Genomic DNA, 13,083 nt, shown 5'->3' with positions numbered 1-13,083 from the left:
GGAGTACTTGGCATGACGAAGATCGTCAACCACTGGATCGGCGGGAAGACCGTCGAAGGTGCGTCGGGCACGTACGGGCCGGTGACGGACCCGGCGACCGGCGCGGTCACCACGAAGGTCGCCTTCGCGAGCGTGGACGAGGTGGACGCGGCCGTCGCGGCGGCCAAGGACGCCTACCGGACCTGGGGCCAGTCCTCGCTCGCTCAGCGCACGTCCGTCCTCTTCAGCTTCCGGGCGCTGCTCGACGCGCACCGCGACGAGATCGCCGAACTGATCACCGCCGAGCACGGCAAGGTGCACAGCGACGCGCTCGGCGAGGTCGCCCGGGGCCTGGAGATCGTCGACCTGGCGTGCGGGATCAACGTCCAGCTGAAGGGCGAGCTGTCCACGCAGGTCGCGAGCCGCGTGGACGTGGCCGCGATCCGGCAGCCGCTGGGCGTCGTCGCGGGCATCACCCCGTTCAACTTCCCCGCGATGGTCCCGATGTGGATGTTCCCGATCGCCATCGCGTGCGGCAACACGTTCGTGCTGAAGCCGTCGGAGAAGGACCCGTCGGCCTCCGTCCGCCTGGCCGAACTGTTCGCGGAGGCCGGACTGCCGGACGGCGTCTTCAACGTCGTCCACGGCGACAAGGTGGCCGTGGACCGGCTCCTGGAGCATCCGGACGTCAAGGCGGTGTCCTTCGTCGGCTCGACCCCGATCGCCCGCTACATCCACACCACGGCCTCCACGAACGGCAAGCGGGTGCAGGCCCTCGGCGGCGCCAAGAACCACATGCTGGTGCTGCCGGACGCCGATCTGGACGCCGCGGCGGACGCCGCGGTCTCGGCGGCGTACGGCTCGGCCGGCGAGCGCTGCATGGCGATCTCCGCCGTCGTGGCCGTCGGCTCCATCGGCGACGAACTGGTGGAGAAGATCCGCGAGCGCGCCGAGAAGATCAAGATCGGCCCGGGCAGCGACCCGGCCTCGGAGATGGGCCCGCTCATCACCAGGGTGCACCGCGACAAGGTGGCCTCGTACGTGACGGGCGCGGCGGCCGAGGGTGCGGAAGTCGTCCTCGACGGCACCGGCTACACCGTCGACGGCTTCGAGGACGGCCACTGGATCGGCATCTCGCTGCTCGACAAGGTGCCGACCACGGCCAAGGCCTACCAGGACGAGATCTTCGGCCCGGTGCTGTGTGTACTGCGCGTCGACACCTACGAGGACGGTGTGCGGCTCATCAACGACTCGCCGTTCGGCAACGGCACCGCGATCTTCACCCGGGACGGCGGCGCGGCCCGCCGCTTCCAGCTGGAGATCGAGGCGGGCATGGTCGGCGTGAACGTGCCGATCCCGGTCCCGGTGGGCTACCACTCCTTCGGCGGCTGGAAGGACTCGCTCTTCGGCGACCACCACATCTACGGCAACGACGGCACGCACTTCTACACCCGCGGCAAGGTCGTCACCTCGCGCTGGCCCGACCCGTCCGAGGCCCCCGCCGGCGTGGACCTCGGGTTCCCGCGCAACCACTGAGCGTTGCCGTAAGCCCTCGTCAGGCCGTCCGGATACCGGACGGCCTGACATTTTTTTGACGCCTTCGCTGCGGTTCCCGTGTGGACGTCATCAAACGGGTGACGCAGGCAACGGTGCACATTTGCCTTGGAAAGCAAGGTCCAAGAGCCAGAGGGCTTGGTCAATCAAGAAGAAGGGCGTATCGCCCTGGGAAAGCAACGTGACGCACGTCGCTTTACAAGTGCGGATTCCGAAGGTTAACGGCCATTGACGCGCCGGTTTTCGTCGGGGTTCCATGCAGCCCACCGGGAGAGGACCAGCACCAGAACGACCCAGCCTCCGGAGGCGATAGCGCTCCCGTCCGAACCACCGCCGCACGAGTCGATCGGAACCGCCGCATGACCGACACGCTCAGTACCGTCGAGACCGTCGTCGCCCCAGCACCCGACAGCAGTCCCCGGACACTCAAGCGCTCCATCGGCGTCGTCGGCGGCACTCTGCTCACGCTGTCGTGCGTGACGCCCGCCTCCACGCTCTTCGTGGTCGTTCCCGACCTGTTCGGCTCGCTGGGCACCGCCACCGCCGTCACCATCGCCATCGGCTCGCTCCTCTGTATCGCCGTGGCGTTCTGCTACTCGGAGCTGGGCACCCTCATCCCCAGCGCAGGCGGCGAGTACGCGATGGTGTCGACGCTCGCCGGACGCCTGGCGGGCTGGCTGGTCTTCGTACTGTCCCTGCTGGTCGTCGTGATCGTCCCGCCGGTGATCGCGATGGGCACGGCCGACTACCTCGCCCCGCTCGTCCACCTCGACCCGGCGATGACCGGCGCCGGGGTCATGCTGCTCGCCACCCTGGCGGGCCTGCTGGACCTGCGGGCCAACGCCTGGATCACCGGCATCTTCCTGGTCCTGGAGGTCGTGGCCGCGGGTGTCGTCGCGATCCTCGGCTTCGCGCACAGCAAGCGGGGCGCCGGCAGCCTCGTCTCGATGCAGGTGGCCGGCTCCGGCGGTCACACGGACACGGTGACGGCCGCGATGGTGGTCTCCGGACTCGCCATCGCCCTCTTCATCACCCAGGGATTCTCGACCGCCGTCTACCTCTCCGAGGAACTCGAGAACCCGCGCCGCAACGTCGCCCGCACGGTCCTCGCCACCCTCGCCATATCGACCGTCGTCATCCTGGTCCCGGTCGTCGCGATCACCATGGGCGCCCCCGGCCTCCAGGCGCTGACGAGCGGCGACATCAGCGGCATGGTCGCCGCCTGGTCGAACTCGGCCGTGGGCACCTTCATCAGCCTCTGCGTCGCCCTCGCGATCATCAACGCCGGCATCGTCATGGTCATCCAGAACTCCCGGGTGCTGTTCGCCTCGGCGCGCGACAAGGCCTGGCCGGAGCCGGTGAACAACGCCCTGTGCCGGCTCGGCCGATTCGGCTCCCCCTGGGTCGCCACCCTCGTCGTCGGCGTACCCGGCGCGCTCCTGTGCTTCGTCAACCTGGACACGCTCTACGGGGTCACCGGCGTCTCCGTGACCGGGATGTACCTGCTGGTGGCGATCGCCGCCCTGCTCGCCCGGCGCGGCTCGCACGCGCGGACGCCGGCCTGGCGGATGCCGCTGTGGCCCGCGACGCCCATCCTGCTCATCGCCGTGCTGACCTACATCCTCAGCCTGCAGGAGGTGAGCTACCTGCTGTGGACGGGCGGCATCACCGCGGTGGCCACCCTGTACTGGCTCCTCTACCTCCGCCCGCGCCGCGCCACCCGCTGGCTGGTGTCGATCCCGGAGGACGCACAGGCCTGAGCCGGCCGCCCCGCGTTCAGCCGAAGTCCCACGTCACCACGGAGCAGGTCCCGTCGTCCTCGCCGTCCGCACTGCGGTACGCGGCGAGGGCGACGTCGTTCCCGGTGTCGATCAGCACCCACATGCCGTAGCAGTCCAACTCCCGGCCGAGCGCGGCGAGGCGCTCGACGAGCGCGCGTCCGATCCCCCTGCGCCGATGGGGCTCCGCCACCGCAAGCTCGTACAGGAACATCTCCGTGCCCTTGTCGGGGTGGATCGTCTCGACCCCGCTGACGAAGCCGACGGGAGCCGACTCACCGTCGGCGTAGGCGAGGAAGAGATGGTGCCCGGCGGCGGCGAGGAAGCGCCCCGCCCACTCGGGTCGGACCGGATGATCGAACAGGTGCTCGGCGGCGGCCACTTCGACGACGGTCGTGGCACGGCGAATCTCCATGGGCCTTCGTACCACGGCTGCGGTATGCGGCATCAGGCCTCTACGTCCGTGGGAGGGTCCCCGGTTCAGACCGGCGGCTGCTTCGGATGTCGGTGCCCGCCCTTACCGTTGACACATGGATCTTCGACTGCCCGCGGTCCGGGGGCTGCGCCGGGGTGCCGTGGCCGCCGTGGCCGCGGTCCTCCTCGTGCTGGCCGGCGTGGGGACATGGACAGCCGTCGCATCGGACGACGCGCCCGCCGTGCGCCGTACCGACACAGTCATGGACATGGGCGACGGGGTGCGGATCGACACGTCGTACTTCACCTCCGGGACCGCCGGGCACCGCCCGGCGGTCCTGCTCGCGCACGGATTCGGCGGCAGCAAGCAGGACGTCGCGGGCCAGGCCGAGGATCTCGCGCGCGACGGCTACGCCGTACTGACCTGGTCGGCGCGCGGCTTCGGCCGGTCCACGGGGAAGATCGGGCTGAACGACCCCCGGGGCGAGGTCGCCGACGTCTCCAGGCTGATCGACTGGCTGGCGAAGCAGCCCGGCATCGAGCTCGACAAGTCCGGCGACCCGCGGGTGGGCATGGCGGGCGCGTCGTACGGCGGGGCGATCTCGCTGCTCGCCGCCGGCCACGACCACCGGGTGGACGCGATCGCCCCCGCCATCACGTACTGGAACCTGGCGGACGCCCTGTTCCCGAACGGCGTGTTCAAGAAGCTCTGGGCCGGCGTCTTCATGAACTCCGGCGGAGGCTGCGCGAAGTTCACCGCCGAACTGTGCGGGATGTACAACCGCGTCGCGGAGTCCGGGCGGCCCGACGCGCAGGCGCGAGCCCTGCTCGAGGCGCGGTCCCCGTCCGCGATCGGCAAGGACATCAAGGTGCCCACGCTTCTCGTCCAGGGCCAGACCGACTCGCTGTTCCCGCTCGGCCAGGCGGACGCCGCGGCCAGGGCGATCAGGGCGAACGGCGCGCCCGTGGACGTCGACTGGATCGCCGGCGGGCACGACGGCGGGGACCTGGAGACAAGCCGCGTCCAGGCGCGCGTCACGGCGTGGTTCGACCGCTATCTGAAGGACGGGAAGGGCGTCGACACCGGTCCGGCCTTCCGCGTCACACGCACCGGTGGCATCGACTCCACGGACGGCGCCGCCCTGTTGCGCGGCGCGAGCGGGGACGCGTACCCCGGTCTGGAGAACGGGCTGCGGACGGTCCCGCTCGGCGGCGGCGCCCAGCGGTTCACGAATCCGGCGGGGGCGAACCCGCCCGCGATCTCCGCGCTCCCCGGCCTCGGCGGAGCGGGCGGCCTGTCCCAGCTGTCGTCGCTGGGCATCGGGGTCTCGCTCGACTTCCCCGGGCAGTACGCACACTTCGACTCGCGGCCCGTGCGCCATGACCTGTGGATCACCGGATCGCCCACGGTGACCGTCCATGTGACGTCCACCGGCGACGACGCCGTCCTCTTCGGAAAGGTGTACGACGTCGGGCCGGGCGGCGGCAGGCAGGTGCTCCCGTCGCAGCTCGTCGCCCCCTTCCGGGTGACCGGCGCCAAGGCCGGCAAGGACGTCACGCTGACGCTGCCCGCCGTCGACCACGAGGTGCAGAAGGGGCACCGGCTGCGACTCGTCCTCGCCTCGACGGACCTCGGCTATGCCTCCCCGGCCGCTCCCGCCACCTACTCGGTGTCCCTGAAGGGCGGTCTGCACGTGCCGACGGCACCGGGTGTGACGACCGCGGCGGCCCCGCTTCCCGGCTGGGTGTGGTGGCTGCCGGCGGCCGGCGCCGTCGTCGCCCTGGCCCTGCTGCTGACCGGACAGCGCCGTACGACGGCACCGGCACCCGATCCCGCACTGGCCGACGTGCCGCTGCAGATCACGGACCTGAGCAAGCGGTACGCGCGGTCCGCGGACCGGTACGCGGTGCGGGACCTCTCGTTCCGCGTGGAGAAGGGCCAGGTCCTGGGCCTGCTCGGACCGAACGGCGCGGGCAAGACGACGACGCTCCGCATGCTGATGGGCCTGATCAAACCGGACGGTGGCGAGATCCGGGTCTTCGGCCATGCCATCCGCCCGGGTGCCCCGGTGCTCTCACGGGTCGGTGCCTTCGTCGAGGGCGCCGGTTTCCTGCCGCATCTGTCCGGCCGCGACAACCTGGAGCTGTACTGGCGGGCGACGGGACGTCCACCGGGGGACGCACATCTGGACGAGGCGCTGGAGATCGCCGGACTGGGCGACGCGCTGGCCCGCGCGGTGCGCACGTACTCCCAGGGCATGCGGCAGCGACTGGCCATCGCCCAGGCGATGCTGGGCCTTCCGGACCTGCTGATCCTCGACGAACCGACCAACGGCCTGGACCCGCCGCAGATCCGTGAGATGCGCGAGGTCATGATCCGGTACGCGGCGGCGGGCCGCACCGTGATCGTCTCCAGCCATCTCCTGGCGGAGGTCGAACAGTCCTGCACCCACCTGGTGGTGATGGACCGCGGGCGCCTCGTCCAGGCGGGCCCGGTGCACGAGATCGTGGGCTCGGGCGACACCCTGCTCGTCGGCCTGGCGGCCGACATCCCCGATCCGCTGGTGGAGAAGGTGGCCGCGCTGTCCGGGGTGTCGTCGGCGGTGCGGACGGAGGGCGGTCTCCTGGTGCGCCTGGGAGCCTTCGCGGAGCCGGCGGAACCGCCCGTCGCAGCCGCCGCGTCCACGGACCCGGTCGTCCCTGTCACCGGCCCCGCCCGCGACGTGGTGTCCGCGCCGGGGTCCGTCGAGCCGGTCGCCTCCGCCGTGGGGGCTCCCGGGCGGACGGCGTCCCTCGGCACCGGCGAAGCGATCACGGTCGCGGCCGTCGAGCCGATCGCGGGCGCCGGCCTCGGCCGGGAGCCGCTCCCGTCCCTGGCGAACGCCACGGACGCCAGGGGTGCCACCGCGCTCCCCGAGGGATCCGCCGACCCGGCCCGGTCCGGATCCGCGGCCGCGGCCCGGCTTCTCGTCGAACTCGTCCGGCTCGAGGTTCCGGTGGCCTCGCTCGGTCCCCACCGGCGTCTCGAGGACGCCTTCCTCACGCTGATCGGAGGTTCCGCATGAGTGCGCTCGCCGAGCGGGCGGAGACGGCCGACGGATACCGGGCGCGGCGGACGCTGCCCCTGCGCGTCGAACTCGTCCGGCAGTTGAAGCGCCGCCGTACGCTCGTCATGGGCGCGATCCTGGCCGTGCTCCCGTTCGTGCTGGTCGTCGCCTTCGCCATCGGAGGCGACCCCGGATCCCGCAACGGCCAGGTCACGCTGATGGACACGGCGACCGCGTCCGGTGCGAACTTCGCCGCGGTGAACCTCTTCGTCTCCGCCGGGTTCCTGCTGGTCATTCCAGTCGCCCTGTTCTGCGGGGACACCGTCGCCTCCGAGGCCGGCTGGTCCTCACTGCGCTATCTGCTGGCGGCGCCCGTCCCGCGGGCCCGGCTGCTGTGGTCCAAGCTCACGGTCGGTCTCGGCATGAGCCTCGCGGCCATGGTGCTGCTGCCGGTCGTCGCACTCGCGGTGGGCACCGCGGCCTACGGCTGGGGACCGCTGGAGATACCGACCGGCGGCTCTCTCCCCGCGGGCACGGCTGCCCAGCGGCTCGTGGTCGTCGTGGCCTACATCTTCGTGTCCCAACTGGTCACCGCCGGCCTGGCGTTCTGGCTGTCGACGAAGACGGACGCACCACTGGGCGCGGTCGGCGGCGCCGTCGGCCTCACCATCGTGGGGAACGTGCTGGACGCGGTCACCGCGCTCGGCCGCTGGCGCGACTTCCTGCCCGCGCACTGGCAGTTCGCCTGGGCCGACGCCGTTCAGCCCGGTCCGGAGTGGTCCGGCATGATCCAGGGCACGGCCGTCTCCATAACGTACGCGCTGGTGCTGTTCGCCCTGGCCTTCCGCGGTTTTGCGCGCAAGGACGTCGTTTCCTAGGTCAATGGAGGATTTCACACCGGTCTCGAAGGCGGCCCGCCGTGGCCGGTTCGAGATTCATCCGCAACGTCCCGTACCGCACATCTCGGCCCCCTCCGCCGTCACAGTCACAGACGTCGACGTCAACGGACGGAGGGGACCCATGCGGGAGGACCGGACACGACGGCCCTGGGGGGTGCTGATCGCGACCACGGTCGCGGGCGGCTTGTTGCTCACGGGCTGCGGGGGCGGCGCATCCGACGGATCGGGCAAGTCCGACGGCTCTACCGCCGTCTTCCCCGCCCCGGGGTACAGCCCGGAGCGGAACGACAACAGGGAGAGCGCGGACCACCTGTCCACGTTCGCGCTGGACGTGGACACCGCCTCGTACGGCTACGCGCGCCGAGTCCTTTCCGAGGGCCGGCTGCCGGAGCCCTCGGCCGTCCGGCCCGAGGAGTTCGTCAACAGCTTCCCGCAGGACTACGAGCGCCCGCGGGGCAACGGATTCACGGTCACCGTCGACGGTGCCCGCACCGGTGACGCGGACTGGTCCCTGGTCCGGGTCGGCCTCGCCACCCGTGCCGCACCGGCGGAGGGCGAACGTCCGCCCGCCGCCCTGACGTTCGTCGTCGACGTGTCCGGTTCCATGGGTGAGCCGGGCCGCCTCGATCTGGTCCGGGACTCCCTCGGCGTACTGACCGAGCGGTTGCGTGACGACGACTCGATCGCGCTGGTCACCTTCAGCGACGAGGCCAGGAGGGTCCTGCCGATGACCCGCCTCGGCGGCCATCGGGCCCGGGTCCACGACGCGATCGACGAACTCGAGACGGACGCCTCCACCAACCTCGGCGCAGGTGTCCGCACCGGTTACGCGACCGCGGTCGAGGGTCTGCGCCCGAGCGCCACCAACCGGGTCGTCCTGCTCTCCGACGGGCTGGCGAACACCGGCGACACCGATGCCGACACGATCCTCGAGCGCATCGCGGACGCCCGTCGCGAACACGGCATCACCCTCTTCGGGGTCGGTGTGGGCAGCGAGTACGGCGATGCGCTGATGGAACGCCTCGCCGACCGCGGCGACGGCCACACGACCTACGTCTCCTCCGACGGCGACGCCCGCAGGGTCTTCAGCGAGCAACTGCCGCAGAACGTCGAACTGACGGCCCGTGACGCGAAGGCCCAGGTCGCCTTCGACCCCCGGAACGTGAGGGAGTTCCGCCTCATCGGTTACGACGACCGGCGTGTCGCCGACGAGGACTTCCGCGACGACCGCGTGGACGGCGGCGAGGTGGGCCCCGGGCACACGGTGACCGCGCTCTACGCGGTCCGCACCCGGCCCGGCGCCGGCGGGCATCTCGCCACCGCGAGCGTCCGCTGGCTGGACCCCGGCACCCGGGAGCCGCACGAGGAGTCGGGACAGCTGGAGACCGGTTCCCTCGACGACGACCTGTGGCACTCCTCGTACGGCCTGCAAGTCGCCGCGACGGCCGCTTACTTCGCGGACGACCTGCGGCTGAACCGCACGGGCCGGGCCCCGCTGCCGGGCAGGCCGGGCCTTCGCGCACTCGTCGACCGCGCCGACGCACTGGCGGAGCGCAGGCAGGACGCGGACGTGCACGGGCTCGCCGAGGCGATCCGGCAGGCGTCCGAACTGGGCGGCTCCGAGTAGGCCGAGGGGCGCGCCGGCCCCACGGAAGGAGCGTGTGTCCGGGCTCTCCCGGCCACACCCTCCGGGGCCGCGGCCCCTTTGCCGGACCACCTCGGCCGGGCGCCTGCGACAGGGCCGGCGCCCGCCCGGCCCACGCCGCTGGGCACGGTCCGCGTCCCGATCACCGGTGTGCGCACCATTGAAATTCCTTAACTCGTGGGTAAGTTGACTTCCAAGTAAGTACGCATGTCCGCACGCGAGCCGCGACCGGAGCCGTCATGGGCGTACGCAGGGATCTGAAACGGGCACAGCGGCGCGGCGACCTGGCGTCCCGCGGCGAGGTCGAGCTGATCAGGGACGGGACCGGCGCCGTCCGCGAGGCGCGTGCCGCAGCGATGACACCGCGCCCCACCACGGGCAGCACCGCCGATCTCCCCTACACCAACGCCCGGGAGGCACCCGGGGCCGTGGTGCTGCGCCGCCAGGAGGGCTCCTCCTGGCGGCCGGTCACCGCCGAGGTGACCGCCACGGCCAAGGGGCTTCTCGCGGCGGGGCTCGAACCGGGCGGCCGGGTCGCGGTCATGTCCCGCACCCGCTACGAGTGGACGGTCCTCGACTTCGCGATCTGGGCCGCCGGCGGGCAGACCGTCCCCGTCTACGCCACCTCGTCCGCCGAGCAGGTCGAGTGGATCGTACGGGACTCGGGGACCCGGTTCGCCGTCGTGGAGAGCGCCGGGAACGCGGAGACGGTCGCGACGGCGACGGCCGGGCACCCCGAGCCGCCGCAGATGTGGCGGCTGGACGACGACGCCCTGGGCCGGCTCGCCGCCCTCGGCCGGGACGTCCCCGACGAGGAGGTGACCAAGCGCCGCGCGGCGCTCACCCCCGAGACGGTGGCGACGATCTGCTACACCTCCGGCACCACCGGCCGGCCCAAGGGCTGCCTCCTCACCCACGCGAACCTGCATGCGGAGGCCGCCAACACGGTCGAACTGCTCCACCCGGTCTTCAAGGAGGTCACGGGCCAGGTCGCCTCGACGCTCCTGTTCCTGCCGCTGGCCCATATCCTGGGCCGCTCGCTGCAGATCGCCTGTCTGACGGCCCGTATCGAGATCGGCCACTTCCCGAGCATCAAACCCGACGAACTGCGGCCCGCGTTGCGCGGGTTCCGCCCCACGTTCCTGGTCGGCGTCCCGTACCTCTTCGAGAAGATCCACGACACGGGACGCGCCACCGCCGAGAAGATCGGCAGAGGCGCCTCCTTCGACCGCGCCGACCGGATCGGGGTCCGCTTCGGCGAGGCGTACCTGCACAGGTTCCTGGGTAGCGGCAAGGGCCCCGGCGTCGGCCTGTACGCGGCGTGGGCGCTGTACGACCTGCTGGTCTACCGGCGCATCCGCAGGGAACTCGGGGGCCGTATGCGGTACGCCGTCAGCGGCGGATCCCCGCTCGACCGCGATCTCAACCTCTTCTTCTACGCGGCCGGAATCATCGTCTACGAGGGTTACGGGCTCACCGAGACGACGGCCGCGGCCACCATCGTCCCGCCGCTCGGACCCCGCCCGGGCACCGTCGGCCTCCCGGTCCCGGGCACGGCCGTCCGTATCGCCGACGACGGCGAGGTCCTGATCCAGGGCGGTGTGGTCTTCGGCGCCTACTGGAACAACCGGGCGGCCACGGACGCGGTCCTCGGCGAGGGCTGGTTCGCGACGGGCGATCTCGGCTCCCTCGACCAGGACGGCTACCTCACCATCACCGGCCGCAAGAAGGACATCCTCATCACCAAGGGCGGCAAGAACGTCTCCCCCGCCGTCCTCGAGGACCGGCTGCGCAGCCGCCCGCCCGTCGGGCAGTGCATCGTGGTCGGGGACAACCGCGCCTACGTCGCCGCCCTGATCACCCTCGACCCCGAAGCGGTCGCCCACTGGCTGTCCGTGCACAAGCTGACCCCGGACACCCCGATGTCCGAGGTCGTCCGCGACCCGCGGATCCTCGCCGACGTCCAGAAGGCCGTCGACCACGCGAACGCGGCGGTGTCCCGGGCCGAGTCCATCCGCCGGTTCGCTCTGGTCGAAGGTGAGTTCACCGAGGACAACGGTCTGCTCACCCCGTCCTTGAAGATCAGGCGCCATGCGGTGACGGCGGCCTTCGCACGGGAGATCGAGGCACTGTACGACGACTGACGCCCGGGGGACTCGGGCAAGCCGGAACGCGTCGAAGGAGCGGCCCGCCGATCGGTTCGGCGGGCCGCTCCTTCGATGTGCGAAACCCGGCTGCGACGGTGCCGTCCGGCATCGGCAATCGGCGTGGATCGGGCGTTTCCGCAGGTGCGGGTCGCGCTGACGGGCCTGTGCGCTTTCCGTATGAATCGAATCGCGGCATTCGGGTGAATTGAACGGCAACTGAGGCTGGGGGGTTGCTTCCGGAGCCGATTCCTCGTTTCACAGAGTGCAGGTCGTGCGGCGAGCTGTTCAAGTTGTGCTCGCTCGGCTTCAGCCGTCACAGGGGCACGACCGCACAGAAGGGAAACTACGTGAAGCACAAGAAGAGCGCTGCCGTTGTCGCCGGCGCCATCATGACCCTGGGACTGGCCGCCCCGGCCATGGCCGACTCGGGTGCCGAAGGTTCCGCGGTCAACTCTCCGGGCGTCCTTTCCGGGAACGTCATCCAGGTTCCCGTGCACGTGCCCGTGAACGTGTGCGGCAACACCCTCAACGTCATTGGCCTGCTGAACCCGTCGGCCGGGAACGCGTGCGCCAACGGCTGACGCCCTAGCCGCCACGGCTGAGTCGTCACACACCAGCCGTGGCGCGGTGTCAGGGCCGGCCTTGGACTGCTCCTTCACGGCGCCAGGGCCGGCTTTCCACTTCTCCCACCTCTACCAGCAGGAAGACAACTAGATTGCGACAGACCCTGAGCAGGGGAATGGTCGCGGCGGCCGCCGCGACGGGCATTCTGTCCCTGTGCGGCAGCCCGGTGTTTGCGGACTCGAACGCGGACAGCACCGCGGCCGGATCACCGGGCGTCGCGTCCGGCAACACCGTCCAGGTCCCCGTGAACATCCCGGTCAACCTCTGCGGCAACACCGTCGACGTGATCGCGGCGCTGAACCCCGCCTTCGGCAACACCTGTGCCAACGGCACCGGCGTGCAGACCCCCGAGGAAGAGAACCCGGCCGTCCCGGAGCAGCCGCCCGGTGACAACACGGGCACCAACACCCCGGGCGGGTCGACCACCACTCCGGACCAGAACGGCGACACGCCGGGCACCCAGCCGGGCGGCAGCGAGGCGCCGCCGACCGAGACCGTGGACACACCGCAGATCGGCACCCCGGTGATCAACACGCCCAGCACGTCGTCGCACACGACGCCGGCCCTGGCCGAGACCGGCAGCGAGGGTCTGCTCGCGGCCTCAGCGGTCAGCGTGGCCATGCTGGCCGGTGGGCTCATCCTGTACCGACGCGGCCGGGTCACGTCCCACCGCTAGTGCGCCGGGTGCCGGGCGCCGCGTGCGCCCGGCACCCGTGCCACCACCCCGCACGTCCCCTCTTCGGCCGACGGCCCAGGGGCCGCACCCTTCACTCGGGTGCGGTCCCTGGGCCGTCGCCGTGTGCGAGAGGCGGCAGGAAACCCACGGCGCGCAAGTAGCCCCGCCGGGGCGGAATTCATCACCCCTGTCACAAACGCCCTGCCCGTGTCACACATGTCCCGTCGACGTGGCGCTTCTGTCACACCCGTTTCACAGGCACTGTCCGCCCCTCGAGGTGCGTCGTTGAGCGAGCACAGCCTTTGTGATCGCCAGCGCGT

General features: G+C 71.3%; 9 protein-coding genes. 8 read left to right on the top strand and 1 reads right to left on the bottom strand.

All coding sequences use genetic code 11. The features are described 5' to 3' along the window. Nucleotides 1-12: 12 nt before the first annotated feature. Both mmsA and ACSHXN_RS26040 read left to right on the top strand, forming a co-directional pair. Nucleotides 13-1,515: a CoA-acylating methylmalonate-semialdehyde dehydrogenase gene (gene mmsA, locus ACSHXN_RS26045; protein ID WP_355138983.1), complete on the top strand. Its 1,503-nt coding sequence runs from the start codon at nt 13-15 to the stop codon at nt 1,513-1,515. A 377-nt stretch (nt 1,516-1,892) separates the two neighbouring features. Further along, nucleotides 1,893-3,293, top strand: coding sequence for an APC family permease (locus ACSHXN_RS26040; protein WP_438303795.1), 1,401 nt, complete (start codon nt 1,893-1,895; stop codon nt 3,291-3,293). Nucleotides 3,294-3,309: 16 nt separating this feature from the next. Here the strand turns inward: ACSHXN_RS26040 and ACSHXN_RS26035 are convergent, their stop codons facing one another. After that, nucleotides 3,310-3,726: a GNAT family N-acetyltransferase gene (locus ACSHXN_RS26035; protein WP_355138987.1), complete on the bottom strand. Its 417-nt coding sequence runs from the start codon at nt 3,724-3,726 to the stop codon at nt 3,310-3,312. Nucleotides 3,727-3,841: 115 nt separating this feature from the next. On the opposite strand from ACSHXN_RS26035, the gene ACSHXN_RS26030 reads away from it, so the two are divergent. The 6 genes from ACSHXN_RS26030 to ACSHXN_RS26005 all read left to right on the top strand — a co-directional run bounded on the left by ACSHXN_RS26030 (nt 3,842) and on the right by ACSHXN_RS26005 (nt 12,763). Further along, nucleotides 3,842-6,790: a CocE/NonD family hydrolase gene (locus ACSHXN_RS26030; protein WP_438303794.1), complete on the top strand. Its 2,949-nt coding sequence runs from the start codon at nt 3,842-3,844 to the stop codon at nt 6,788-6,790. After that, the gene (locus tag ACSHXN_RS26025; RefSeq protein WP_438303793.1) at nt 6,787-7,650 is read left to right on the top strand and encodes an ABC transporter permease; all 864 of its coding nucleotides are present in this window, start codon (nt 6,787-6,789) and stop codon (nt 7,648-7,650) included. The genes ACSHXN_RS26030 and ACSHXN_RS26025 overlap by 4 nt, the downstream gene beginning before the upstream one ends. A gap of 142 nt (nt 7,651-7,792) precedes the next feature. Next, nucleotides 7,793-9,298 carry a vWA domain-containing protein gene (locus ACSHXN_RS26020; RefSeq protein WP_355801882.1) on the top strand — a complete coding sequence of 502 codons (1,506 nt, stop codon included), beginning with the start codon at nt 7,793-7,795 and terminating at the stop codon, nt 9,296-9,298. A gap of 257 nt (nt 9,299-9,555) precedes the next feature. Continuing rightward, nucleotides 9,556-11,460: an AMP-dependent synthetase/ligase gene (locus ACSHXN_RS26015; protein ID WP_438303792.1), complete on the top strand. Its 1,905-nt coding sequence runs from the start codon at nt 9,556-9,558 to the stop codon at nt 11,458-11,460. A 392-nt stretch (nt 11,461-11,852) separates the two neighbouring features. After that, the gene (locus ACSHXN_RS26010; protein ID WP_355139022.1) at nt 11,853-12,044 is read left to right on the top strand and encodes a chaplin; all 192 of its coding nucleotides are present in this window, start codon (nt 11,853-11,855) and stop codon (nt 12,042-12,044) included. A gap of 134 nt (nt 12,045-12,178) precedes the next feature. Then, the gene (locus ACSHXN_RS26005; RefSeq protein WP_355138996.1) at nt 12,179-12,763 is read left to right on the top strand and encodes a chaplin; all 585 of its coding nucleotides are present in this window, start codon (nt 12,179-12,181) and stop codon (nt 12,761-12,763) included. The last annotated feature ends 320 nt before the right edge of the window (nt 12,764-13,083 follow it).

It is taken from the genome of Streptomyces sp. HUAS TT11 (assembly GCF_051553595.1).
Classification (GTDB): Bacteria; Actinomycetota; Actinomycetes; order Streptomycetales; family Streptomycetaceae; genus Streptomyces.
The sequence above is the reverse complement of the archived record's forward strand: the minus strand, read 5'-3'. Positions and strand labels throughout refer to the sequence as shown.

Coding starts and splice junctions, on each gene's coding strand:
- ACSHXN_RS26025 (WP_438303793.1), top strand. CDS start 6,787: ATGAGTGCGCTCGCCGAGCGGGCGGAGACGGCCGACGGATACCGGGCG.
- ACSHXN_RS26020 (WP_355801882.1), top strand. CDS start 7,793: ATGCGGGAGGACCGGACACGACGGCCCTGGGGGGTGCTGATCGCGACC.
- ACSHXN_RS26040 (WP_438303795.1), top strand. CDS start 1,893: ATGACCGACACGCTCAGTACCGTCGAGACCGTCGTCGCCCCAGCACCC.
- ACSHXN_RS26010 (WP_355139022.1), top strand. CDS start 11,853: ATGACCCTGGGACTGGCCGCCCCGGCCATGGCCGACTCGGGTGCCGAA.
- mmsA (WP_355138983.1), top strand. CDS start 13: ATGACGAAGATCGTCAACCACTGGATCGGCGGGAAGACCGTCGAAGGT.
- ACSHXN_RS26035 (WP_355138987.1), bottom strand. CDS start 3,726: ATGGAGATTCGCCGTGCCACGACCGTCGTCGAAGTGGCCGCCGCCGAG.
- ACSHXN_RS26015 (WP_438303792.1), top strand. CDS start 9,556: ATGGGCGTACGCAGGGATCTGAAACGGGCACAGCGGCGCGGCGACCTG.
- ACSHXN_RS26030 (WP_438303794.1), top strand. CDS start 3,842: ATGGATCTTCGACTGCCCGCGGTCCGGGGGCTGCGCCGGGGTGCCGTG.